Raw genomic sequence first — 25,119 nt, 5'->3', positions numbered from 1 at the left:
ATAACATTTTTCAAATGAAATGTTTGTGAAAACGATTTCTTATTCTTTTTTTATTTTGTATGCCCTTTCTTACAGAACATTCTTTTATTTCAAACTGATTTATTATGTCATGAACCATTTGCATTTTCGTGCATTTTACTTTATGTGTAAAAAAACAATTGACAGAATACTCAATAAAGTTGTAAGATTATAAATGGAAAATAAATGAAGGGGGTGTGCGTAATGATTGTAATTGTAAATGTAATGAGCTTAGGTCTGTTAAATGGCAGAAAACATTTATATCATTACGCAACCCGTGCGGATATATAGGGCATCTTTGTCTTATAAAAAGCGTACGTTGCGTACATCGTAACGTACGCTTTTTATGCATTCCTGTGCATATCGTCAAGCGGCGGTATGCTTTTTTTTGTTTATTTTCCATATTCCTATATAAAACTTTGGAAGGTGGAAAAATGTGATGAGATTGTATGGGTTACGAAATGTAAATGTAATGGGTTTGGATAGTGGATAAAGAAATGAGAAGTAAACGAGAACGAGAAGGGAGAGGTTACATTGTTATCAGTATTACTAAAGTTAAAGTGGTTTTTTAAAGAGCACTGGAAGAGATATAGTATTGCCATTGGAGCTCTTTTAATTGTGAATATAGTTGAAGTGATTCCCCCGAAAGTGTTAGGGGTTACGATAGATAACATAAAAACAGGAACGTTATCAAACGAAGCTATTATACAGTCTATTCTTATTTTAATAGGGGTTACGATCGTTGGATATGGCCTCACTTTCGTATGGCAACATCAATTGTTTGGCGGTGCATTTGTACTTGAGAAAACGATGCGCTCTAAATTTATGGGTCATTTACTTAAGATGACGCCGACTTTTTATCAAAAAAATCGTACTGGCGACTTAATGGCGAGGGCAACGAATGATTTAAAAGCAATCGCTATGACAGCTGGTTTTGGTATATTAACGCTTGTAGATTCTAGTTTATACATGCTTACGATCGTTTTTATGATGGGATTTACAATTAGTTGGGAGCTTACATTTGCAGCGCTTATCCCGCTTCCAATTATGGCGTATGCGATGAATATATATGGAAAGAAATTGCATGAAAGATTTACCGTTGCGCAAGATGCGTTTGGTGATATGAACGATAAAGTGCTTGAATCAATCGCTGGTGTGCGCGTTATTCGTGCATACGTACAAGAGAATGCAGACGAGGAAAGATTTCATCATTTAGGAGATGACGTCTACGAAAAAAATATGAAGGTAGCAAGAATTGATGCATTATTCCAACCAACTGTGAAAATGCTTGTCGGTCTTAGTTATTTAATCGGCTTAGTGTACGGTGCATACCTTGTGTTCCAGTCAAAGGTGACGCTTGGTGAACTCGTTTCTTTTAACGTGTATTTAGGGATGATGATTTGGCCGATGTTTGCAATTGGTGAATTAATTAATGTTATGCAAAGAGGAAATGCTTCGCTTGACCGTGTGAATGAAACGTTAGCGTATGAGCCAGATGTAAAGAATCCGAAACATCCAAAGCTTGTGCAAGAGCCGGATTATATTCAGTTTGATGATGTGTCTTTCTCATATCCTTCATCAACTGAAGAAAATTTAAAAAAGGTTTCTTTCACATTAAAGCAAGGAGAAACGCTTGGGGTTGTCGGAAAAACAGGAAGTGGGAAAACGACGCTTGTACGTCAGCTTCTTCGTCAATATCCGCTTGGAGATGGAGATATTGCAGTTTCTAATGTGACATTAGATAAAATAACGAATGAAAATGTACTCGGGTGGATTGGCTATGTACCGCAGGAGCATATTTTGTTCTCAAAAACAGCGCGAGAAAATATTTTATTCGGAAATAGGGAAGCGACTGAAGACGAACTCGAGAAAGCGATTGAAATTGCGGCGTTTAAAAAGGATTTAGAGTTTTTACCAGAAGGGTTAGAAACGCTCGTTGGAGAGAAAGGTGTTTCTTTATCAGGAGGGCAAAAACAAAGGATCTCGATTGCACGAGCTGTTATTCAAAATCCAGAAATTTTAATTTTGGATGATTCTTTATCAGCTGTAGATGCTCGTACGGAAGCAGCGATCATTGAAAATATAAGAACAGAAAGAAGCGGAAAGACGACGATTATTACGACGCATCGTTTATCTGCAGTGCAACATGCGGATTGGATTCTCGTTATGGACGAAGGTGAAGTAATGGAAGAAGGTACACATGCTCAGCTTATCCAAAAGGGAGGCTGGTATGCTGAACAGTTTGAAAGACAACAAGGTGAAAGTGAAAGTGCGGATAGTGGGGTGAAAATATGAGCGTTTCAAAACGATTGTTTCAATACGCGATGAAAGTGAAAGGGACGATTTTTGCAGCGATGCTGATGTTATTTATTTTCGTCATTGCAGAGCTTGCTGGTCCTTTCGTCGCTAAAACGATGATTGATGATCATATCGTCGGGATAGAGAAACCTTGGTATGAAACAGAAAAGAGTGAAGAAGCTGTTTCATATAATGGCGCGTTTTATAAGCGAAGTGATCGCTTTGAACAAGGCGAGACAAAAGGTAAAGAAGTACGCGTAATGCAAGTCGGTTTTCAATATTACTTTGTACCGAATAAAGTGAATATTGAAGGATCACGTACTGTAAAAGGAGATATGATTACCGTTCAAAATGGTAAGGCGGTGCAAGTGTATAAAGCGAAGGCATTAACGAAAGAAGAAGTGTTTGCGTTTTATAAACCAGAAATAAACCGTCTATTATTACTTGGTGGTGGCTATTTCGCTTTATTAGTAGTCGTATCATTATTTGCATACGGAAAGCAGTTCTTTTTGCAGAAGGCAGCGAACAAAATTATTCAAATTATGAGGGAGGATGTTTTCTCTCATATTCAAACGTTGCCAATTCGGTACTTTGATCATTTACCGGCAGGGAAAATTGTTTCGCGTGTGACGAATGATACAGAGGCCATTCGTGATTTATATGTAACGGTGCTGGCAACATTCGTTTCTAGTATCATCTATATTATTGGGATATTCGCTGCGCTATTTTTATTAGATGTGAAGCTCGCTTCATTATGTTTATTAATTATCCCAATTTTAATTGTTTGGGCGATTCTTTATAGAAAATATGCGTCTGTATATAATCATAAAATGCGCTCTCGTTTATCTGATATTAATGGAACGGTGAATGAATCCATTCAAGGGATGCCGATTATTCAAGCGTTCCGTCAAGAGCGTGAAACGAAAAAAGAGTTTGAAGAATTAAATGGCGATTATTTTAAGTATCAAAATAAAATTTTAAATTTAAATGCAGCAACTTCACACAATTTGGTATCCGTATTAAGAAATATCGCTTTCACAGGAGTGATTTGGTATTTTGGCGGTGCGTCATTAAGTGCTACAGGTATTATTTCACTTGGGGTACTGTATGCGTTCGTCGATTATTTAACACGATTATTCTCGCCAATTACGAATATGGTGAATCAGCTTGCAAACTTAGAGCAAGCGCGCGTTGCATCAGAACGTGTCTTTGAATTGTTAGAGGAAAAAGGGGAAGCGGTAGAAGAAGAACGTATGCCTCGTTTAAAAGGAAATGTGAAATTTGATAATGTATCATTTTCTTATAATGGAAAAGATGAAGTGTTAAAAAATATTTCTTTTGAAGCGAAACAAGGCGAGACAGTGGCACTTGTCGGTCATACTGGATCAGGAAAAAGTTCTATTATGAATGTACTCTTTCAATTTTATGAGTTTGAAAAAGGAAAGCTTACGATTGATGGTCATGATGTAAGAGAAATGCCGAAACAAGCAACTCGTGAGCATATGGGAATCGTATTGCAAGACCCGTTTTTATTTAGCGGGACGGTCGCTTCCAATGTAAGCTTAGAGAACGAAAAAATTTCAAAAGAGCGTATCATAAAAGCATTGCATGATGTTGGTGCTGAAAGATTTGCAAACAATATAAATGAAGAAATTACAGAAAAGGGAAGTACGCTTTCCACTGGAGAACGTCAGCTTATTTCGTTTGCTAGGGCGCTTGCTTTTGATCCAGCTATCTTAATTTTAGATGAAGCAACGTCTAGTATTGATACAGAAACAGAGGCGATGATTCAACAGGCATTGGAAGTTGTAAAAAAAGGAAGAACGACATTTATTATTGCTCATCGTCTTTCAACGATTAAAAGCGCAGATCAAATTATTGTGCTCGATAGAGGAACCATTTTAGAAAAAGGCTCTCATGATGAACTCATGAAAAAGCGCGGGCGTTATTATGATATGTATAAAACGCAAATGGAAGGAAACCAGAGCGCTTAATGCGGGGAAGAACTTGCGATTGTTGCAAGTTCTTTTTTGTTGGCAAAATGTCGGCGATAAAGGTACATAATAAGAAGTATTATTTTACCTTTCCTACAATTAATGCTATATTAAAAAATGTTACTTATTTTTTGTATGTGGCGTTATTTTTCCCTTTTGTTTGATTATGAAGAAAAAGGATAAACTAAATAAGAACATTTTCATTGAAAAATTGTTCAAGATTGCATACAATCAATATAGTTTTTAAATTCCTATCAGAATACTTGGAGGATTACAATCATGAAGAAATTATTTTCAGTGCTTGCAGTAACTACATTAGCGATCGGGATTGTAGCCGGCTGCGGTAAAGAAGAGAAAAAAGATACAGCTAGTCAAGATGCGTTACAAAAGATTAAACAAAGCGGTGAACTTGTAATTGGTACAGAAGGTACATATCCACCATTTACGTTCCACGATTCAAGCAATAAATTAACTGGATTTGACGTTGAATTATCGGAAGAAGTTGCAAAACGTTTAGGTGTAAAGCCTGTATTTAAAGAAACACAATGGGATAGCTTACTTGCTGGTCTTGATGCAAAACGTTTCGATATGGTTGCAAACGAAGTTGGTATTCGTGAAGATCGTCAAAAGAAATACGATTTCTCTAAGCCATACGTTTCATCTTCAGCGGCATTAGTTATTGCAAAAGATAAAGATAAGCCTGCTACATTTGCTGATGTAAAAGGATTAAAAGGAGCACAATCTTTAACGAGTAACTATGCAGATATCGCTAAGAAAAATGGTGCGGAAATTATTGGTGTAGAAGGATTTAGCCAAGCAGCAGAATTATTAGCTTCAGGACGCGTTGATTTTACAATTAATGATAAGTTATCAGTATTAAATTATTTAGAAACGAAAAAAGATGCGAAAATTAAAATTGTAGATACTGAAAAAGAAGCTTCAGAAAGTGGATTCTTATTCCGTAAAGGTAGCGATAAGCTTGTACAAGAAGTAGATAAAGCGTTAGAAGATATGAAAAAAGACGGTACGTATGACAAAATAACGAAAAAATGGTTCGGTGAAAATGTATCTAAGTAGTGCATTGGTTTCAGATCGATTGTCTACTTGGATAGATATTATGCAGACTTCCTTCATGCCTATGCTGAAGGAAGCTGTTTTTACAACAATTCCATTAACGCTTATTACATTTATTATCGGGATTATACTGGCAACGTTAACAGCGCTCGCACGTATTTCTGGTAGTCGTATTTTACAATGGATTGCTCGTATCTATGTATCTATCATTCGCGGAACGCCACTTCTTGTACAATTATTTATTATTTTCTATGGACTTCCAACTCTTAATATTGAAGTTGAGCCATATACAGCAGCAGTTGTTGGATTTTCATTAAATGTCGGTGCATATGCATCGGAAATTATTCGTGCTTCTATCCTTTCCATTCCGAAAGGGCAGTGGGAAGCAGCTTACACAATTGGGATGACATACCCGCAAGCGTTAAAACGTGTTATTTTACCACAAGCAACGCGCGTATCAATCCCGCCGCTTTCGAATACATTTATTAGCTTAGTGAAGGATACTTCATTAGCATCGTTAATTTTAGTAACAGAAATGTTCCGAAAAGCGCAGGAAATTGCGGCAATGAACTATGAGTTTTTAATTGTTTATTTCGAAGCAGGTCTTATTTATTGGGTTATTTGTTTCTTATTATCAATCGTACAACAGATGTTAGAAAAGCGTTCAGAACGCTATACGTTAAAATAATCCTTTTACAAAAGGAGTTTTTGTTTTTATGATTTCAATTCAGCACTTACAAAAAAGTTTCGGAGATAATACCGTACTAAAGCATATAGATTTATCAGTTGAGAAGGGCGAGGTTGTTGTTATTATTGGGCCGTCTGGATCTGGTAAAACGACATTCTTGCGTTGTCTCAACGTACTAGAAACACCGGATGCTGGTAATATTAGCATCGGTAATAAAGAGCTTAATTTCGCTCAAAAAGTATCGAAGAAAGATATTGTAAATCTTCGTACACAAACAGGTATGGTCTTCCAGCACCATAACTTATTCCCTCATTTAACAGCACTTCAGAATGTAATGGAAGGGCTCATTACAGTGAAAAAAGTAGGGAAAGAAGAAGCAAAGAAAAAAGCAAACTATTTCCTTGAAAAAGTTGGTTTAGCAGATAAAGTGGATTTATATCCATTCCAATTATCAGGTGGACAACAACAGCGCGTTGGAATTGCGCGTGCGCTTGCGATGGAGCCAGAAGTGTTACTATTTGATGAGCCGACTTCAGCGCTTGATCCTGAACTCGTTCAAGAAGTTTTGAAAGTAATGAAAGAACTTGCTAAAGAAGGCATGACGATGGTTATTGTAACGCACGAAATGCGTTTTGCACATCAAATTGCCAATCGTGTTATTTTCATGGATGGTGGTGTCGTTGTCGAACAAGGTACACCAGAAGAAGTATTTACAAATCCAAAAGAAGAACGTACGAAGAAGTTTTTACAAATGTTGCAATAAATTAAGGAAGGTCTCAAGGCATATGCCTTGAGACCTTTTTGCCATATATATTTATTTGTGGAATCCGCCAAGGCTTTGCTCAGCCATTGCAACTAGACGTTTTGTAATTTCTCCACCAACTGAACCGTTAGCGCGAGCCGTAGAATCTGCTCCTAATTGTACACCAAATTCTTGAGCGATTTCGTACTTCATTTGATCGATTGCAGCTGTTGCACCTGGTACTACTAATTGATTTGAAGAATTTTGGTTTGCCATAGGAATATATCCTCCTTAGAGTTATAAAAATTTTTTTTGGTTGGACTAGCTGGAGTTGAACCAGATTATCGCCCCGGTTGGCGCTAATCCATCGGTAATTAAGTTTGTACTCATAGTATGGATGTTACCTAGAAAGATATACAAAATAATAATTTGTAAATTTTGTCAAAAAAACGTATTGATTTCGTAAATTATGAAATAAGAGTAATCGTTGTATTTTTAAGAAAACAGGCCAAACTAAGGAGGATATTAAATATAATTTTCTCATTGTAGCCTGCTACTTGTAGGCTAATTATTAGCTTCTTATTTATGATTTATTGAAATGAAATCGGTAGCGACTTCATAGTTCTATTTTTAAGTAGGGATGGAGTGACCGCTCCTATGCATGGGTAGGTGCTCTCTTCAATCTAAAAAAGAGAGGCTTTAAACGATAACGTATGGAGGAATAATGATGGGGATTTGCCCGCTTTGCAACGCATTAGAATCACAAACATATTCTTGTCAAAATTGCCAAAGTATACTCCAAGATTATGGGAAGTCTGTAGATTACATAGACGATTATAGTGCCTATATGGATCAAGAATTATTAAGTGCAGTAGATGGTTTAACGCATAATAATTCAAATGAATATTGCAATCATATTTTTTATTGCGGAGTATGTAACGTGGAAACTGAGGTTGTAGTGAAACTTGTGTAAATAGAAAACTTCCACCTTATTATCTAGGTGGAAGTTTTTGTTTTTGTATTTGTGAGTGAATCATAGGAGAAGGGATATGTTCGGTGTTTGATGAAGTCCCTGATTTTATTTGAGACATTTTTTCTTTTGTATCACGTAAAGAATGTTCAGTTAAGTAGACGGCATATTCGTAAAATAATTGGCGCGTCATTTCACTTTGTTCTTTTAATTTTTCATCTTGGAATACAGTTCGCCCAGGTTTAGAGTTAGCTTCAAAGAGCCACGGATTTTCCTTTGTGTCTAAACCGATATCAAAACCGATTTCTCCAATATTTCCGGTTACTTGTTCATCGAGCGCGTAACTTATTTGTAAGGCAGTATGTTTTAATTTATTTTCAATTTGAACTTGTTTCGTTGAATCTGGAAAAAGCTCTTGTAGCAATTTTGTATCACCGCCGCTATTTACGTGCGTTGTTAAACTGCCTTTGCCGGCGATTTTGGCGACGATTGCACTAACTATCCAATTACCGAAATGGTTTTTATTTGTATGAATGCGGAAATCAACAGGTTGCCCATCGAAGCGAAGTAATGAAATACCTTGCTGTACGATAAACTTTTTTAAATCATGTCCTTTTAATACGTGGTTTAGAAGAGTTTCTAATGATTGATACTTTCTCAGTTTATTTTTTTCATTTTCGCGATAACGACAGTAGTAGCAATTCTCTGTTTGGGAATAAAATATTTGATGAATATTTCTACCAAAGCTCCCGTGTATTGGTTTCATGTACACAGATTTATACGTGCCAAGAAACCGTTCTACTTGTTCAAAATGCTGAAATGCTTCTGTGTTTGGTAATAAGTGTCTAATTGATTCGTCTTTTATAAGAAGTTGATGAACGTCCCATTTATTGAAAAATCCTGGGTTAAACCATGGAATGGAGTAGTCATGTTCTAACTTTCTTTTTGCTCTGACGATCGGTTTGTAATTTTCTGCTTGTCGATTCGGTAATCGATCGTAAATAACATTTGGTAAAGGGACCTTTTTCTTTATCCATTGTTTCTCTTGAAAGAAATATCCTTCAATCGTTTCTTCTTCCCAGTTTATATGCTGAACGCCAAAGACGAATACGAACGGTCGTAATGAGAATGGTGGTGTTAACAACTCACTGAGAGCAATTGAACGATTTCCTAAAGGGTTAGAAGAATCATCGTTAAAGCCAGTTGTAAAAATGCCGATTAATGGTCCGAAAATAATTGTTTGGTTTTGTGTGAATGCATGAATAGTAGTGGATTGAGGTAGTAAAAGTTTTTCGGCAATATGTTTTCCGATAATAATTTCGCGAGTAAAGGAATAATGAATTTTCACCTCTTCACTTGCAATGTGACGTATACCGAAGGAGAGGGATGTAATAGGTGGCGTAATAGAAAAAACGTAAGGTAAAGTAATACTATTTGGATGTTCATCTGAAATGTTTAATGTATATATATGTTCTTTCAAAATAGGTTTACCTCCTTTCATTATGGTGTAAAGCGACTGAATTTAAGTGGTCCGTGAAATATCTTTTCAGCTAATGAATCACTATGACGAATGTATTGTTCGTAAGGGGGAATCGTGTTGACATACATAAGCCAAATTGCGCCTTTTTGATCCATAATTGTGGAAAGTTCTAGTTCAAATAACGAAGAATAAGACTGATCTAGTGTTTGGAATACTTCATTTACAATGTCGTGTAAAGCATCTTGCAATAGTTGCACACCCGTACTAGATAGTACGTATTTAATTTTTGAAAATGAATGTAATGAATCATCGTCCGTTGTTGAGGGTAAAAGTTGATTAGGAAATGAGCTTTTTTGTATAAATTGACCTATAACATTCCAGGTTTGTTCTTTGTTTTTTTGCAAAATGGTTCGAATGTGGAGTGGATATGTTAATTGGTTTGGTGGTTGTAGCATAGTGTGTGCTATGTAACGGGATGAACGTATGTTAGATTTACACCAAGATATAAATTCGTCTGTCCGTTTGTTTGTAATAGAAGTATGGTATTTTTCATTTACTGTATCGATATGAAACGTTTTATTTTTGTAAGCAATTCGATATAAGTTATCCTTAGAATGTATATTAGTGGGGCGTATAATAATATCTTTAGTTTTTAACAACAGTTTGAAAATGTTTTGTATCGTTGCAATTTCAAATTTTGGTATATAAGGAGACAGTTTTTTATTAGTGAGAAATAAATCATGTAGTTCACTTAAATTAATAAGTGTGTTATTTAAAAAGGTAGTGGAAGGACGATTGTGCAAAGAGTGAATAATTGATTTTGCTTTTTCAAAGTCTGTTTCCTCGTGAAAAGAATAACGATCATATATATAAGAAGGAATAGGGAATGTTTGCTCTTTCCATTTTCCTGTATCTGTATCGTAAATAAGACCAGAAATAAGGTCTGTTTTAGGATCAATACAAAATGGCGTAAACTGGGCAACGATATTATGATAAAGCCGAGCGCGTTTAGCGATTTCGGTGTAATACGTTTGTTCGTAATGAAGTTTAGAAGCTAAAAGACCGAGAACCAACGAAATCACTCCTTTACTACTATTTGCATAATAGGCGAAGCTATATATTGCAAATACGTTTTTATACCATTATACTTTTGTCCGTATGATGATATGCTATAGTTTTGGAGAAGTGAAAGGTTGATTGTAATGAATATATGGTTAAATATGTTAACGACGACAGGACTCGGAGCAATTATTGGGGGATATACGAATCATTTAGCGATAAAAATGTTATTTCGTCCTCATCGTCCTATTTATATCGGAAAGTTTCAAGTTCCATTTACACCAGGGTTAATTCCGAAGCGTCGTGATGAACTTGCTGTTCAATTAGGAAATATGGTTGTAGAACATTTGTTAACACCAGAAGGAATTGGAAAAAAGCTAACAAATGAAGAGTTTCAAAAAGGTTTAATTCACTGGGCGCAAGTGGAAGTGGATAAAGTAATTACGAATGAACAATCACTGCGACATATGTTAGAAAAATGGAATGTAGCGCATGTAGAAGAAGAAGCGACTCGAAAAATCGAACATGTTATTACAGAAAAAATTCATGCATTTTTAGCAGAGTATTATACATATACATGGGAACAGGCTTTACCTCATTCTGTAAATGAAAAAGTAGAGAATGCGATTCCGAATGTCTCGGCGTTTATTTTAGAGCGAGGAATTAGCTTTTTTGAAAGTGAAGAAGGGAAAGCACGTCTTTCAAAAATGATTGATGATTTCTTTGCTTCTCGCGGAACGCTACTTAACTTAGTCGGAATGTTTTTAGGAAATGTAAGTGTAGTGGATCGTGTGCAGCCAGAAGTTATTAAGTTTTTAGGTCAAGATGGTACAAAGCAGCTTTTAACTGACGTACTGCAAAAAGAGTGGGAAAAGTTAAAAGGAAGAGATGTAAAAGAATTAGAAGCATTTGTAGAGAAAGAAATGATTGTAAGCTCCGTGCTGTCAGCAGTTAAAGTAGAGGAAACAGTGAGTAAGTTTTTAAATCAATCTGTTCAGCAAGTATGTGAGCCGGTTCGAGAAACAATTATTGAAAAAGTGGTTCCAAGTGCAGTAAAGAAAGGCTTGAAGTGGGGAACAGAAAACGTAGAGAGTATACTAAATAATCTACACCTTGCGGAAATTGTCCAGCAAGAAGTGTCTACATTCTCAACAGAAAGATTAGAAGACTTAGTTCTGTCTATTACGAAAAACGAATTGAAAATGATTACGTATTTAGGAGCATTATTAGGTGGAATGATCGGTCTCATGCAAGGATTGTTACTATTGTTTCTTAGATAATAAGGTGAGTACATAGAAATAAAAGTGAAATTTCTTCACATCTCTTGCATAGTTTGATATGGTAAGAAGAGGTGCGTATGTAAATGCACTGAAAAGGCAGTGCGTATGAAAAGCGCTAGCCTTCTAAAGGAGGAAAAATAAAATGACAAAGAACATTCATGATGTTGCATATGAATTACAAAAAGCAATCGCTGAAAACGAAGACTTCAAAACTTTAAAAGAGAGCTACGCAGCAGTTCAAGCTGACACAGCTTCAAAGAATTTATTCGATGAGTTCCGTACAATGCAACTTAGCCTACAACAAAAAATGATGCAAGGCCAAGAAATCACTGAAGAAGACAACCAACAAGCACAAGAAGTTGTAGCTCGCATTCAACAAGATGCTAAAATTACAAAATTAATGGAAACTGAGCAACGCCTAAACGTTGTAATCGGTGACGTTAACAAAATTATCATGAAGCCACTTGAAGAATTATATAGCGCGCAACAACAAGCTTAATAGTGGAAGACGCTCCTAGTTTAGGAGCGTCTTTTTTGTTGTAGAAAAAGGCTTATATTTGGAATAAGGGGAACTGTACGTTTTATATTATATATCCGAATAATTCATGTTCGGTAAAGCGTAATCAATTTTTGATGAAATATGAATAAACTTTCATTAGTATTAACTAAGGTTTTTCTTTAAAATTGCATATTAGGACAAGGAGGAAGGTGAACTGTGAGGCGTTGTATCGAGTTATATCACTTTAAATATGAAATATCATTAAAAAAGTTGGTACATGTGATGATGGAAAGTGATTTTTTATCAAAATTCTCAGCTATTAGGAATTTTACTTATAAATGAGTCTGAAATTAGGATAAATAATATTAGTATTACAACTAACAAAGTAGAGATTTATTGAATGAATGATAAATTCTATCTAACAAATGTGAATGATAATGTGAAAGTTATTCTATATTAGAGGATAACTATATTTTTTGTGCTTATAACCGTTAAATGAAATGTGTATGCTTTAATTTATGATGACAAAATGTGGAAAGTGGAGTTATTGCTGTAGTTATAAAGGAGTTTTGTACAAAAGTGATTCGAGTATTTAAGTATGAATATCAATTGATTGTAACGTTACTATCGCTTAGTTTATTTAGTTATTTTGCAATCGAAATTATGTTATATCCTAGGATAGGGATTGAGATAGAGCATCAAGAAAATCATTTGGTGATTAATAATATTGTGAAAAATAGCTGGGCAGCAGAACAAGATCTAGCAGTCGGGGATATTATTGAAAAAATAGATGGGATTCTCCCTGATGATAACTCTAATATTTCATTATATGGCGCTACTGAAAGGGTAAAGAAAATTACAATGAAGAAAGGGGGAACAATAGAAGAATATAAAGTAGAGTATAATCCGTACGATAAGCAATTGGTTTATCATCTTTTTTTACCAACTGTGTTTTATCTAACGTGTTTTTTTGTGGCTACATATATTTTAATACGTGCTCCATACTTGAATGCAGGAACGAAAGATTTAATCTATTTTCTGCATTGTTTAGGAATGAGTTACATTAGTATTATGGCGGGGTTACGAAAAGATTCAATAGCGTATATTGTAGTTGCTATTTCTTTAACGTACTCAGTTGTCTTTTTTATAAAATTTATGGACATGTTTACGAAAAACTTGAAGATAAGGTTTATAACAAAAACAAAATTAATCTACATAAATATAATAGCGTTTATTTTAGTTTGTTTAACCATTTTTATTTATTTAAAATATAATGATTTATCGACGAGTTATATTATATTGTTAAGTTCTGTTTTGTTTTTATTAACAGTATATGTATTGTTTAGATTTTATTTTAAAAGTAGAAAAAGTTATTATTTTAAGTTTATAAGAGTTATTATTATGAGCACAATCATATCAGCCATGCCATTTATATTCTTATTTTTAATTCCTAATTTGATAAATTACAAAGAAATAATAAGTGTCGAGACGACAGCGATCTTTTTTTTATTGGTTCCAATTTGTATTTTTTATATGATTATTGAAGGGAAAATATTTGATTATAATTATGTTATTCATAGAGTTCAATATTATGCTTTACTGTCGATATGTCTAACGGGTTTCATCGTTATACTAGGGATTTTAATTTTCCACAATACTAGCGATAACATATTAGATGTTATTCGATTTGCTGGTATCTTGTTTGTTTCGTTAATGCTTTCTTGCTTTATAAAGGATTATTTGGATTTTAAATTAAGGAAAAAATTATATCATTCTCAGAAAAATTATCAGTTTAGTTTACATAGATTTTTACATTAGGCAAAAAATGAATATAAGTTTTCAAACTTAATTGTTAGCATAAAGAGAGAAATCAATGATGTATTAAGAATAGAAGAAATATGCTGTATTGAAGTGAGTAAAGGGGATAATTCGCTCCAAATTATTGGGGATGGATATGTTTCTGAAGATGTGCTAAAGCAATTGAATGGATATCAGTTAGAGACATATACTGTTGGTTCCATTATACAATTAGAAGATCATTTTGTGTTTGTTTTGTCCATTTCAGCAAAAACAATGATTATATTGTTATGTAAATCTAATAATAGGAGAGGTTTGAACATTCAAGAAATTGGATGGTTAGAGACATTGTGTAGTTATGCTGATTTATTATTAGAATGCTCATATCAAGTGGAAGAATTAGTGAATCAGTTGCAAACGATAAATGAACCGAAACACCCTCCAATTTGGCTTTCAAAGTTACTATTTAATTTGTCTGAAAAAGAGCGGACAAATTTGGCGAGTGATATTCATGATGGTGTATTACAAGACCAAATACGCTTGTCTAGGAAATTAGAGGAATATCATAAAGATATTCCAGATGTCGATATGAAAAAAATAATTAACGAAGTGTATGAAGATGTCTTAGATCATATTTATGTCATTCGTGAAACATGTAATAACTTACGTCCTCCATTTCTATATGAATTAGGTTTGAAAAAAGCATTATTAGATTTATTTAAACAAGTAAATCTTAAAGCTACATTTTTCTTCTATTATGAAATTCAAGATAATATTATTCTACCTAATGTAGAATATGAACAAGCAATTTATAGAATTATTCAGGAGTTATTAAATAATGCACTAAAGCATTCAAAAGCTTCTAAAGTTACAATTCGATTATATGAGCAAAATGGATATTTGAATTTAACTTATGATGATGATGGGATAGGAATGGGGATAGATTTAGACGAGTTAAATCATTCTTATAGTAGTTTAGGTTTATCCGGGATTGTAGCTAGAATTCATAGTTTAGGTGGAGAAATGTCAATAGATTCAAAGGTGAATAATGGATTAAAGATTAAAGTTAGTATGAAAATTGATTAATTGATTCAATCTTTAGATGTGGAAGGGATGAAAAAATGATTTCTGTTCTTGTTGTAGATGATCACGTTGCAGTTGGCCTAGGGACTAAAGCATTAATTGAAAGATATGATGATATAGAGGCTGATGTTTTCCATGATAGTGAAGAAATAAGAGAAGTTATGCATAATAAACAGTATGATGTATATTTAATAGATTTACAAATGCCAAAAATAAATGGTTTAGAGCTTTCTAAATATATACTTAGTGTGCAACCAGAAGCAGCTATTCTTATTTTTACAGGATTTGATGTGCTTGCACATTATAATTTATTAATAGATAACGGAGTACTTGGTGTATTAAGTAAAACTTCTTCTGAGAAAGAAGTGGTAAACGCAATCCGCCATGCAGTGAAAAAAGAAGTAGTTCTTTCTCATCAACTTGTAAGACAGTTAAGGATAGTAGAAAATGCATCTAATATAAATGTAGAAGGCGAAATGAAAAATATAATTTCTTTAAATGATGAAGAGAAGATGATTCTAGTTGAAGTTGGTAAAGGAAAAACAAATAGAGAGCTTGCCGAAATATTAAACTTAAGTCAAAGATCGGTAGAATATAAATTGACCGACATATTTCATAAGTTACAAGTTTCATCAAGAATGGAAGCAGTACAAAAGGCGAAAGAACTATGGTTTATTCCAACTATAAATTTTTAATGTAGCTCTTTATTAAGTTGCGGTATTCACGCAAGAAAAATGCGTGAATACGAGAGGAATGTTCGGTGATATAAATGGAAGAATATAGTATAGTTACATTAAAGGCAAAATAAACTCGCGAGGACTAACAGCTTAATATATTGCCTTTTATTAGGATGTATAGTCGTATTCAAGTATATACTAATTAATAACAATCAATATAAATAGAATTATTTGAAAGACAGTCAATTATTTTAAGACACGGTAAAAAATTGCTGTAATAAGTTATTAGTATTGCATTGTTAAAAGAGTAATTTAGGGTTGAGTTACTCCAATTGATAAAAATCCTATACTTTGTCAATATAGTGATTTTATCGTCCATTATTTGTTGTTATTTTGCGTTTGTTGTTATTTTGCGTTTGTTGTTATTTTGCGTTTGTTGTTTTTGCTTGGGCCTCCTTTAAGGAGGCCTTTTTTATAGGAAACGGATGAAGTGCATCCTTACACATAATAAAGCTTCTTTAAAATCTCCATATATTGGTGACTATTTTAAAGAGGAATGTATGATCTAACATGTATTATCACTTACTGAAATACTCAGTTTTAATGTTCTTTTCCTTCAAAAACTCTTCAATTTCTTTTTGCTTCCTACCATTAACTTTCTCAAAGCGCTTTGTAAAAGAGAAATCAGTTTTGAATAAGTTACCATCTTGAGCGAATTTTTCTATTTCCTGATCTAATTCTACTGAAAGTGCTGTAGATGCTGAAATATAATTATGAATCTCCTTCGAAGGCTGTTTGTAATCAGCAGGAATCGTATTGTTACTAATAAAATGATGGAAGTTCGCATCGTTTTGTTGAGCTAAATCTATTAGTTTTTGTAATTTATCCCGGTCGGACTCAGTAACCTTCTCGTCAGACATGGCTGACGAAAGTGGAACGATGTTCTCGTATAACTCTCCGCTATAATCTAAATAAGTTTTTATATTTTGTTTCATTTCGTCTTCACTAATATTTTCATTTTTCTTTGAGGAACTAAATATATTTTCTGGAACTTTAATAGCAACATCTTTAATAGATTGTACATCGTTTTCTTCCTTAGGTTGTGCACTGTTTGAACAAGCTGATAGAAATAAAAGAGTAAGTAGCATGAGTGAATATAAAGTATATTTCTTCATTTTAATCTCCTTTTACATTCATTAGTGTCTTTGTAAAATAGCAATATTCCATTTCAAATACTTTACTAAAAGTGCATATAGATGTTTTACCATTTGATAAGATATGACGGATATGAGTAAACCGACGCAAAAAGCGATGAACACATTATAAACATCGGAATAACTAATTTGATGAAACCCTTTAAAGAATCCTAATCCTATTAATAAAATAGGCGAAATAATTAATACTGGCGTGGCAATGATAAGTGCTAGAAGAATCGGTAATAAAAAGAGTAGTACGAAAAAGGCGATAATGATACATATAAAGTTTAAAATACTTAAGCTCATAACAGAAAACAGTGCTGTCATAATATTTTTTAGGCTACGCCTATTGTCAGCGTTACTTATTACATATGAAATATTAAGTTCTTTAGCGATAGTTTTAGGATTTCCTAGCTTTTTAGAAATTTCCTCTTCAGATATTCCATCTTGTTTACCACTAATAAAATGAGTTTCGTACTCCGAGATAATATCCTCCTTTTCTGAATTAGGCATATTCCGTAGGGAAGAACTAAGTTGTTCTAAAAATTCACTTTTGTTCATAACGATCACTTTCCTTTATAAAATGATGAATTATGGCTGAAAATCCTATCTTTTTTCTAAACAGCACACACAATCTATATCTACTTTTTGAAAGGAGATATACTAATTGCGAATAACATTCCAAATAATGGGTATTCCATTATTTACAAATATATCACTTACTATTATTCTTTGCAAGGTACTATAAATTTGTTAATAATGTGAATAGGTGGAAGTATTTTTGTACATTTTTAGAAGAGATATAAAAATGTTATTTTAAGATAAACAAAAGGTTGTAAGCGTATTCTTTAAATCTTGTCAAAATAATGTCGAATTCATATTGTTGGAAAAATAATGCATTTGTAATATAATGATAAATGATACTTCACCAGCTTAATTAACTAGGTGAAATTAAAATCTTTATTACACACATTATGAAATAAAGGGATGATTAGTTTTGAGTACAGGTGTAAAAGCAAACGACGTGAAGACAAAAACAAAAGGAGCAGATCTTGTTGTTGATTGTTTAATTAAACAAGGTGTTACACATGTTTTCGGTATTCCAGGAGCAAAGATTGACTCTGTATTTGATGTATTGCAAGAAAGAGGACCAGAGTTAATCGTTTGTCGTCATGAACAAAATGCAGCATTTATGGCAGCTGCTATTGGTAGATTAACAGGGAAACCGGGCGTATGTCTTGTAACTTCAGGACCAGGGACATCAAATTTAGCGACAGGTCTTGTTACTGCGAATGCGGAGAGTGATCCCGTTGTTGCTTTAGCTGGTGCAGTACCGCGTACGGATCGATTAAAACGTACGCATCAATCTATGGATAATGCTGCACTATTCGAACCAATCACAAAATATAGCGTAGAAGTAGAGCATCCTGATAATGTGCCAGAAGCACTTAGTAATGCATTTCGAAGTGCGACTTCCACAAATCCGGGAGCTACTTTAGTAAGTCTTCCGCAAGACGTTATGACTGCGGAAACAACTGTAGAGTCTATCGGTGCGCTTTCTAAGCCACAGCTTGGAATCGCTCCCACAAATGATATTACATATGTAGTAGAAAAAATAAAATCAGCGAAATTACCAGTTATTTTACTCGGTATGAGAGCGAGCACAAATGAAGTGACGAAAGCTGTTCGTAAATTAATTGCGGATACAGAACTTCCTGTCGTTGAAACATATCAAGCAGCTGGTGCGATTTCACGTGAGTTAGAAGATCATTTCTTCGGCCGCGTTGGATTATTCCGTAACCAACCAGGTGATATTTTACTAGAAGAAGCAGACCTTGTTATTTCTATCGGTTATGATCCAATCGAGTATGATCCAAAATTCTGGAATAAACTTGGCGACAGAACGATTATTCATCTTGACGACCATCAAGCAGATATCGACCATGATTACCAACCAGAGCGTGAATTAATTGGTGATATTGCCTTAACGGTAAATAGCATCGCGGAGAAATTACCGAAACTTGTATTAAGTACGAAATCAGAAGCGGTATTAGAACGATTACGCGCGAAATTATCAGAACAAGCAGAAGTTCCGAACCGTGCTTCGGAGGGTGTTACGCATCCACTTCAAGTGATTCGTACACTTCGTTCTTTAATTAGTGACGATACAACTGTTACATGTGACATCGGTTCCCATTCTATTTGGATGGCGAGATGTTTCCGTTCTTATGAACCACGTAGATTATTATTTAGTAACGGTATGCAAACGTTAGGTGTTGCACTTCCTTGGGCAATCGCAGCTACTTTAGTAGAACCAGGTAAAAAAGTAGTTTCCGTATCAGGTGACGGTGGTTTCTTATTCTCAGCGATGGAGTTAGAAACGGCGGTACGTTTAAATTCTCCAATCGTCCATCTTGTTTGGAGAGACGGCACATATGATATGGTTGCATTCCAACAAATGATGAAATACGGTAGAACATCAGCTACAGAGTTTGGTGATGTTGATCTTGTGAAATATGCGGAAAGTTTCGGAGCGTTAGGTCTTCGTGTTAACACGCCTGATGAATTAGAAGGGGTATTAAAAGAAGCATTAGCAGCAGATGGTCCTGTCATTATTGATATTCCAATTGACTATCGTGACAACATTAAATTAAGCGAAAAATTATTACCAAACCAATTAAACTAATGGAGGCAGATTTGAGATGACTGTTGCGCAATTAATTGATATTGATGCAAAAAAAACGAAAATGAGTAATGAAGTATATCAAACATCTACAATGCTTGCGCTATTAGATGGTATATATGATGGTGTGATTAGCTTTGAAGATTTGAAAAAACATGGTGATTTCGGCATCGGCACATTTGATCAATTAGATGGTGAAATGATTGCATTTGATAATGAATTTTATCATTTACGTTCAGACGGTTCAGCGGAAAAAGTAGAGCCAGAAGAAACAACGCCATTTGCGACTGTAACGTTTTTTGAAAAAGAAATGAGTTATACGGTAGAGCATCCGATGAATCGTGAAGAAGTTGAAGCATTATTACATGAATTAATGCCAAGTAAAAACTTATTTTACGGTATTCGAATGGACGGTACGTTCCGTGAAGTAAGGACGAGAACTGTTCCAAGACAAGAAAAACCGTATACACCGCTCGTTGAAGTGACGAAATCACAACCAATCTTTTCATTTGAAAATACAGAAGGTACGCTTGCTGGATTTTGGACACCAGATTATGCGCAAGGTATTGGTGTAGCTGGATTCCACTTACATTATATTGATGATGAAAGAAGCGGAGGTGGACATGTTTTCGACTATGTTATAGAAAACTGTACGATCCAAATTTGTCAAAAAGCTCATATGCATTTAGCACTTCCAGAAACAGCTGATTTTATGGCGGCTGAATTATCAAGAGAAAACTTAGAGGATAATATTGCAACTGCGGAAGGTGCAGAGTAAAAAGGGAAGCCAATTCGGCTTCTCTTTTATTTTGAGTTACTCCCGATATGCGGAATAATGCTCATCAGAAATAGAATAGTTCTCTTTACCAGTTAAGGCTGATACTTCTACTAATTGATGTCCAAGCCCATCCCATACTGTAACAGTATATAAGGATGACCATTTAATATTCCCACGAGCGAGTCGGAAAGAATAATAGTCGTTATCTGTTGTTACTAAAACTTTGTTATAAATAATATTTTTCGTTTTTTTATTTTGTAAAATAAGGACAAAGTCTAGTTTATCTTCTTGTTTCGGAATTTGTAGTATTCTTGCTATAAACATTCCATTTGGATTTTTCTTCGTTTTATATACTTTTTCTGATTCTATTTTTAGTTCAGGTTTGCCTCTCATAGTCTCTCCCTTTACATATGTTTATTTCTTTGAAACAAACGGATGCCCGTCATAATAAAAACGCCACGGATAATGTACAGCTTCTTCTGCATAGTCGATATTAATACGAGGTCCTGCTGCTATTTTATATTGTGATGATATATGTTCATCTTTTGGGACCAGTTCAATATGCAATGTGTCACTTTGTAATGATAAGCCTCGTTCTTTTAAAGTAATTCCGAGTGCACGGCATAGTTTGCCAGGACCGCTTGTTAAGTTTTTATATTGCGCTTTTGTAATGTCTGTTTTGTTGTAGCGCGCTAGTTTTATTTCTTCAATACCGTCTACTGGCTCAAGGGCTCGAATGAGAACACCTTGCGGGGTGCCAACTGGTGCTGTAATAACGTTAAAACAATGGTACATACCGTAAATTAAATATACGTAAGCATGCCCTGGTGTGCCAAACATAACTTCTGTGCGATCTGTCCGTCTGCCGCCGTAACTATGTGCGGCCTTATCATCTGGGCCTTTATATGCTTCTACTTCTACAATGATTCCGCTTCGCTTTATTCCGTCTACAATATGAACAAGTTTTTGCCCGAGTAATTTTTTTGCGACTTCTAACGTATCGCCTTCATAAAAAGAAGGAGGTGCCTGCATTGTACTATCTCCTTTACTAAGTGTATATGTATATAGTAAACCAAATTTTCAGTAGTAATTCTAACTCGTTCTATTTGCTACATTTATTTCATAAATTATGGATAGAGTACAACAGCGAAGAGGGGGAGTGCGACATGATTTATCGCTTACTAGCTCTTAATATAGATGGGACACTACTATACAACAATGGAAAAATTGCAAAAGGATTAAGAGAAACAATTGAATTTGTGAAAAGAAAAGATGTATACGTTACGTTATTTACGAGCCGTAATTTTCAATCCGCTCATAAAGTAGCAAAGGCTTTAAAATTAGATTCTATATTAGTGACACATGGTGGTGCTTTCGTTTCAGCAACGTTAGATAAGCCGTACGTTCAAAGAAGATTGTCCGAAGAGAAGACTTTTAACATTGTGCAAGTGTTAGAGCACTTTGATTGTAACGTACGTATTTCTCATGAACGGTTTTCGATAGGAAATCGTGAGAGAACTACACCAAACTTAATTGCGCGCACTGTATTATCAAGCGCAGATCCGTTATTTTATCCAGTTCAATTTGTAGATTCGTTAGGTGACGCGCTTCGTGACCATCCGGTAGCGGCGCCAAAAATTGATGTTCTTTTCCAAAGTAAAGGTGAAAAAGAACGCGGGCTAAACACATTAAGAAAAGCATTCCAAGATGTAGAGTATGTTGAATGTGATTCAAAACGAATAGAAATCTTGCCGCAAAATGTATCAAAGTTACGCGGATTACAATTGCTTGGAGAGCATTTAAATATTTCGCTAAATGAAATGGTTGCGATTGGAGATAGTATGGAAGATTTAGAGGTTATTGAAAACGTGGGACTTGGTGTAGCGATGGGGAACGCACCTGTAGAGTTAAAGCAAGCAGCAGATTGGATTACACGTTCAAATAGTGAGAACGGTGTAGAGTACATGATTAAAGAGCATTTCCGTAAGCAATTCCCGCTTCCGTTTTTGAAGAATCATAAAAATACACCGAAACGATGACAGAAAAACGTAGCTTTTTGGCTACGTTTTTTTGTTTATCTTATTAAAAATAGTGAAAGCGTTTTAAAATATGAATTGTGTATGAAATCTATACAATTCACTTGAATCCTTTAGAAAACTAATGTAAAGTGGATGATGTTGCCAAAACAGTTACACCACATGAAATATTCTTCAGATTAATTTTATTGGGCTCCCATACGTAAAAGTATTTCCGCATGACAGTTTAGTTCACGTATTATTTCAAAAATGAATTGTAGCAATCTTATTAAGTAGTTGTAGTGTTTCTTTGTTTTATTTAAATGGATTATTTTAAGTTAATGTGAGTAAGGTTTGGTACATATGATATGTACTTCTTTTTGTGGTTTTAGGAAGTTTAAAAGGGGGAATGAATTTCTTGAGGAAATCATTTAATCAAAAAATTAAAAAGTTAAGTAGTAGTTTAATAGTTGTATTACTAATATGTATGAATTTTTTAATCCATTTACCATTAAAAGCAGAGGCAGCTACAACAGAATTAAAAGGTTTAGGTGATGTATCTTATTACAACGCCATCATTTTTGGAGATCATAGTGCAACGAGTGCGGATATTGAAGGTGCGATGGCTGTTCAGAAAAATATGAACGCATCAAGTTATACAGTCGTAGCGGCTGCAACTGGAGCAAATAACTTAGCTGGAGCAACTTGGGTAGATGAAGGATATCCATCATTATTACTAGGCGGTCAATTTACGAAAGCGGGAGCAGGACAGGTAATTATTCAAGATGGAACAGTGGCGATGACAAAAGACGGTGACCCAGATGGAGCAATGAAAACGTCATATGACCGTATCTCTTATAAAGAGCAAGCGGAGATTGATGCTAAGTTTAAAGAATTTAGAAAAGACGTTGATGGTGTAATTGGGGATGCAAGTAAACTATACACTGATAAGCCAAAACCTAATATGAGCTTTGGAATCGGTGAAGATGTAAACAACCCTAATATTTATGTCTCTTCAGGCCAGACGGGAAAGAAAGCATTTGATGTAAAAGACGTTTTTCTTCCGAATGTAGAGAATAAAGACTTTATTGTTATTTATTCAGATGCAGAAGAAGTGAGTTTTGGTGGCGGTGCAATTTTGTATGATACAAGAAATACTGGGATGGCGACGGATTTAATTAATACATCTCAAGCATACGATCCTAATTCATCTTTTACTGAGTTAGCTAGTAAGGTAATTTGGGTATTTCCTAATGCTACAAAGATAACAACTAAAGGTTATGGTGTAGTAGGTAGTGTGTTTGCACCTAATGCAGTTGTAGAAACAAAAGGTGGTTCTATTAATGGACAAGCCTATGTTGGAGGATTACACCAAAGAGATGGTTTTGAGGTTCATAACTTTAAATTTAACTGGCCAAAGTGGAATAAACCAGCAGTTGAAAAAGGACATTTACAAATTAAAAAAGTTGATGAAAACGATGAAAACATTTTTTTAAAAGACGCAAAATTTGATGTTATAGACAAAGATAATAACGTTGTGGCTACTGTTACAACAAACGAAAAGGGTATTGCGGAAGTTAAAGATTTACCACTTGGTGACTATTTTGTAAAAGAAATAAATGCACCAGAAGGATATATAAAAGTTGATACACCAGTCAAAGTAACAATTGATAATACAAACGTAATTGAACTTGTTATGAAGAATACGAAAAAAGTAGAGAATGGCCAATTTAAATTATTGAAAAAAGATAGTGAATCTGGTCAACTTCTACCAGGTGCAAAATTTGATGTTATCGATAAAGATGGGAAAGTTGTGGAAACAATTGTTACAGATGATAAAGGTGAAGCCTTATCGAAACGACTTCCAGTTGGAAGCTATACATTAAAAGAAGTAGAAGCACCGAAAGGATATGAATTATCATCTAGTTCAGTTTCTGTTGATGTAGAGGCTAATAAAGTATTGACTGTAGATGTGGTGAATAAAAAGATCCCCGAAAAAGTAACAGGTCAATTTGAAATTGTGAAAGTAGATGCGGAAGATAAAACGAAAGTATTATCAGATGCAGAATTCGAAGTATATAAAGATGGTAAAAAAGTAGATACGTTACGAACAGATAAAACTGGTAAAGTAGTTTCTCAGAAATTAGAACCAGGAAAGTATACATTAAAAGAAACGAAAGCACCACAAGGATATAAATTGTTAAAAGAAGAAATTGAAGTCGTTGTGGAAGCGGACAAAGTAGTAGAAGTACAAGTAGAAAATGCAAAAGAACTAGGAAGCTTACAAGTAATCAAAAAGGATGCAGAGAGTGGAAAAGTTCTAGCGGGTGCGGAATTTAAATTAAAGAACGAAGCTGGTCAAGTAGTTGGAGAAGCGAAAACAACGAATAAAGACGGCGTTGTGAAATTCGAAAGCTTAGTGCCAGGAAAGTATACGTTAGAAGAAACGAAAGCGCCGGAAGGTTATAAAGCGCTAGAAGTGACAGTAGAAGTGAACGTTGTAGCGAACGAAGTAGTAAAACAAGAAGTTACGAATGAAAAAGTAACGGGTCAATTCGAAATCGTGAAAGTAGATGCGGAAGATAAAACGAAAGTATTATCAGACGCAGAATTCGAAGTGTATAAAGACAGCAAGAAAGTAGATACGTTACGAACAGATAAAACTGGTAAAGTAGTTTCTCAGAAATTAGAACCAGGAACATACACATTAAAAGAAACAAAAGCACCACAAGGATATAAATTGCTAAAAGAAGAAATTGAAGTCGTTGTGGAAGCAGACAAAGTAGTA

The 25,119-nt window shown here is 34.5% G+C and carries 22 protein-coding genes; 15 read left to right on the top strand and 7 right to left on the bottom strand.

Going from position 1 to position 25,119, the window contains the following annotated elements:
- Positions 1-552 precede the first annotated feature (552 nt).
- The 5 genes from BUA87_RS13095 to BUA87_RS13070 all read left to right on the top strand — a co-directional run bounded on the left by BUA87_RS13095 (position 553) and on the right by BUA87_RS13070 (position 6,835).
- Positions 553-2,313, top strand: coding sequence for an ABC transporter ATP-binding protein (locus BUA87_RS13095; RefSeq protein WP_071713865.1), 1,761 nt, complete (start codon positions 553-555; stop codon positions 2,311-2,313).
- A complete protein-coding gene (locus BUA87_RS13090) occupies positions 2,310-4,310 on the top strand; it encodes an ABC transporter ATP-binding protein (protein ID WP_016082717.1) in 2,001 nt (666 codons plus the stop codon). Before BUA87_RS13095 ends, BUA87_RS13090 begins: the two co-directional genes overlap by 4 nt.
- Positions 4,311-4,589: 279 nt before the next feature.
- Positions 4,590-5,387, top strand: coding sequence for an amino acid ABC transporter substrate-binding protein (locus BUA87_RS13080; RefSeq protein ID WP_000732856.1), 798 nt, complete (start codon positions 4,590-4,592; stop codon positions 5,385-5,387).
- Positions 5,374-6,072, top strand: coding sequence for an amino acid ABC transporter permease (locus BUA87_RS13075; RefSeq protein ID WP_000281499.1), 699 nt, complete (start codon positions 5,374-5,376; stop codon positions 6,070-6,072). Before BUA87_RS13080 ends, BUA87_RS13075 begins: the two co-directional genes overlap by 14 nt.
- Before the next feature lie 28 nt (positions 6,073-6,100).
- Positions 6,101-6,835 (top strand): amino acid ABC transporter ATP-binding protein, encoded by a 735-nt coding sequence (locus BUA87_RS13070; protein ID WP_000623591.1) that lies wholly within the window; start codon positions 6,101-6,103, stop codon positions 6,833-6,835.
- Positions 6,836-6,886: 51 nt separating this feature from the next.
- On the opposite strand, the gene sasP is transcribed toward BUA87_RS13070, so the two are convergent.
- Positions 6,887-7,090 (bottom strand): small acid-soluble spore protein, SasP family, encoded by a 204-nt coding sequence (gene sasP, locus BUA87_RS13065; RefSeq protein ID WP_000013338.1) that lies wholly within the window; start codon positions 7,088-7,090, stop codon positions 6,887-6,889.
- A gap of 451 nt (positions 7,091-7,541) precedes the next feature.
- Here sasP and BUA87_RS13060 point away from each other — a divergent pair, with 451 nt between their 5' ends.
- The gene (locus BUA87_RS13060; RefSeq protein ID WP_000510474.1) at positions 7,542-7,787 is read left to right on the top strand and encodes a hypothetical protein; all 246 of its coding nucleotides are present in this window, start codon (positions 7,542-7,544) and stop codon (positions 7,785-7,787) included.
- Between the two features lie 19 nt (positions 7,788-7,806).
- Here BUA87_RS13060 and BUA87_RS13055 read toward each other — a convergent pair whose 3' ends face one another.
- Together BUA87_RS13055 and BUA87_RS13050 are read right to left on the bottom strand one after the other, a co-directional pair.
- Entirely contained in the window at positions 7,807-9,264 is a 1,458-nt protein-coding gene (locus tag BUA87_RS13055) for a YheC/YheD family endospore coat-associated protein (RefSeq protein WP_000658097.1), read from the bottom strand.
- A 20-nt stretch (positions 9,265-9,284) separates the two neighbouring features.
- Positions 9,285-10,337, bottom strand: a complete 1,053-nt coding sequence (locus tag BUA87_RS13050; protein ID WP_071713864.1) for a YheC/YheD family endospore coat-associated protein — start codon at positions 10,335-10,337, stop codon at positions 9,285-9,287.
- Between the two features lie 129 nt (positions 10,338-10,466).
- On the opposite strand from BUA87_RS13050, the gene BUA87_RS13045 reads away from it, so the two are divergent.
- The 5 genes from BUA87_RS13045 to BUA87_RS13030 all read left to right on the top strand — a co-directional run bounded on the left by BUA87_RS13045 (position 10,467) and on the right by BUA87_RS13030 (position 15,677).
- Complete coding sequence (locus BUA87_RS13045; protein ID WP_029948477.1) at positions 10,467-11,603, top strand: DUF445 domain-containing protein; 1,137 nt, start codon at positions 10,467-10,469, stop codon at positions 11,601-11,603.
- Positions 11,604-11,745: 142 nt separating this feature from the next.
- A complete protein-coding gene (locus tag BUA87_RS13040; RefSeq protein WP_000164614.1) occupies positions 11,746-12,102 on the top strand; it encodes a YlbF/YmcA family competence regulator in 357 nt (118 codons plus the stop codon).
- A 531-nt stretch (positions 12,103-12,633) separates the two neighbouring features.
- Entirely contained in the window at positions 12,634-13,920 is a 1,287-nt protein-coding gene (locus tag BUA87_RS31830) for a PDZ domain-containing protein (protein ID WP_255291140.1), read from the top strand.
- A gap of 93 nt (positions 13,921-14,013) precedes the next feature.
- Positions 14,014-14,985: a sensor histidine kinase gene (locus BUA87_RS31825; protein ID WP_253207793.1), complete on the top strand. Its 972-nt coding sequence runs from the start codon at positions 14,014-14,016 to the stop codon at positions 14,983-14,985.
- Positions 14,986-15,020: 35 nt separating this feature from the next.
- A complete protein-coding gene (locus BUA87_RS13030; RefSeq protein WP_000626498.1) occupies positions 15,021-15,677 on the top strand; it encodes a response regulator transcription factor in 657 nt (218 codons plus the stop codon).
- A gap of 560 nt (positions 15,678-16,237) precedes the next feature.
- Here BUA87_RS13030 and BUA87_RS13025 read toward each other — a convergent pair.
- Both BUA87_RS13025 and BUA87_RS13020 read right to left on the bottom strand, forming a co-directional pair.
- Positions 16,238-16,834, bottom strand: a complete 597-nt coding sequence (locus BUA87_RS13025) for an NDxxF motif lipoprotein (RefSeq protein ID WP_071713862.1) — start codon at positions 16,832-16,834, stop codon at positions 16,238-16,240.
- Positions 16,835-16,855: 21 nt separating this feature from the next.
- Entirely contained in the window at positions 16,856-17,416 is a 561-nt protein-coding gene (locus BUA87_RS13020; RefSeq protein WP_016513650.1) for an HAAS signaling domain-containing protein, read from the bottom strand.
- Positions 17,417-17,852: 436 nt separating this feature from the next.
- Between BUA87_RS13020 and alsS the strand changes: the two genes are divergently transcribed.
- Together alsS and alsD are read left to right on the top strand one after the other, a co-directional pair.
- Positions 17,853-19,541, top strand: coding sequence for an acetolactate synthase AlsS (gene alsS / locus BUA87_RS13015; protein ID WP_023521267.1), 1,689 nt, complete (start codon positions 17,853-17,855; stop codon positions 19,539-19,541).
- A 16-nt stretch (positions 19,542-19,557) separates the two neighbouring features.
- A complete protein-coding gene (gene alsD, locus BUA87_RS13010) occupies positions 19,558-20,316 on the top strand; it encodes an alpha-acetolactate decarboxylase (protein ID WP_000215004.1) in 759 nt (252 codons plus the stop codon).
- A 36-nt stretch (positions 20,317-20,352) separates the two neighbouring features.
- Here alsD and BUA87_RS13005 read toward each other — a convergent pair whose 3' ends face one another.
- Positions 20,353-20,709, bottom strand: a complete 357-nt coding sequence (locus tag BUA87_RS13005) for a hypothetical protein (RefSeq protein WP_001214381.1) — start codon at positions 20,707-20,709, stop codon at positions 20,353-20,355.
- A 21-nt stretch (positions 20,710-20,730) separates the two neighbouring features.
- The gene (locus BUA87_RS13000; protein WP_072939881.1) at positions 20,731-21,348 is read right to left on the bottom strand and encodes a DNA-3-methyladenine glycosylase; all 618 of its coding nucleotides are present in this window, start codon (positions 21,346-21,348) and stop codon (positions 20,731-20,733) included.
- Between the two features lie 134 nt (positions 21,349-21,482).
- Here BUA87_RS13000 and BUA87_RS12995 point away from each other — a divergent pair, with 134 nt between their 5' ends.
- On the top strand, positions 21,483-22,355 hold the full coding sequence (locus BUA87_RS12995) for a Cof-type HAD-IIB family hydrolase (protein WP_061660059.1): 873 nt from the start codon (positions 21,483-21,485) through the stop codon (positions 22,353-22,355).
- Between the two features lie 385 nt (positions 22,356-22,740).
- A partial coding sequence (locus BUA87_RS12990; RefSeq protein WP_142953282.1) for an MSCRAMM family protein occupies positions 22,741-25,119 on the top strand: 2,379 nt, incomplete at its 3' end.

The organism is Bacillus sp. bc15, from assembly GCF_900142585.1.
In the GTDB taxonomy this organism is placed as follows: domain Bacteria; phylum Bacillota; class Bacilli; order Bacillales; family Bacillaceae_G; genus Bacillus_A; species Bacillus_A cereus.
This window is presented reverse-complemented; position numbering and strand designations above follow the sequence as displayed.